Origin of the sequence: Streptomyces sp. E2N166 (assembly GCF_003671715.1) — a bacterium.
GTDB classification, from domain to species: Bacteria; Actinomycetota; Actinomycetes; order Streptomycetales; family Streptomycetaceae; genus Streptomyces; species Streptomyces thinghirensis.
Map to the genome: position 1 here is coordinate 8548 of NZ_RAIF01000018.1, position 300 is coordinate 8847.

The following is a 300-nucleotide window of genomic DNA, read 5'->3' on the forward strand; positions in this document are numbered from 1 at the left end:
CCGCGGGGCGGCCGTCGGCTGCATGGGCTGCGTGGGGGCGGCTGCCCCTCGGGGCCGGCGGGCCTCGGCTACTCGGGGCGGCGGGCCTCGTCGACGAGGAGGACGGGGATGTCGTCGCGGACCGGGTACGCCAGGCCGCAGTCCTGGCCGGTGCAGATCAGCTCGGTGTCCTGCTCCTTGAGGGGCGAGTGGCAGGCCGGGCAGGCGAGGATCTCCAGGAGGCCGGCTTCGAGCGGCATGGGGGTTCCCTTCGGGGGCGGATCGGCTTGTGCGGATGTGCTGGTCAGGGTACCGCCGGAC

At 75.0% G+C, this 300-nt stretch carries 1 protein-coding gene; it reads right to left on the reverse strand.

Annotated elements, in window-relative coordinates:
• Positions 1-68 precede the first annotated feature (68 nt).
• Positions 69-239: a Trm112 family protein gene (locus tag EBH09_RS14300; RefSeq protein WP_121747407.1), complete on the reverse strand. Its 171-nt coding sequence runs from the start codon at positions 237-239 to the stop codon at positions 69-71.
• Positions 240-300 lie beyond the last annotated feature (61 nt).

Coding starts and splice junctions, on each gene's coding strand:
- EBH09_RS14300 (WP_121747407.1), bottom strand. CDS start 239: ATGCCGCTCGAAGCCGGCCTCCTGGAGATCCTCGCCTGCCCGGCCTGC.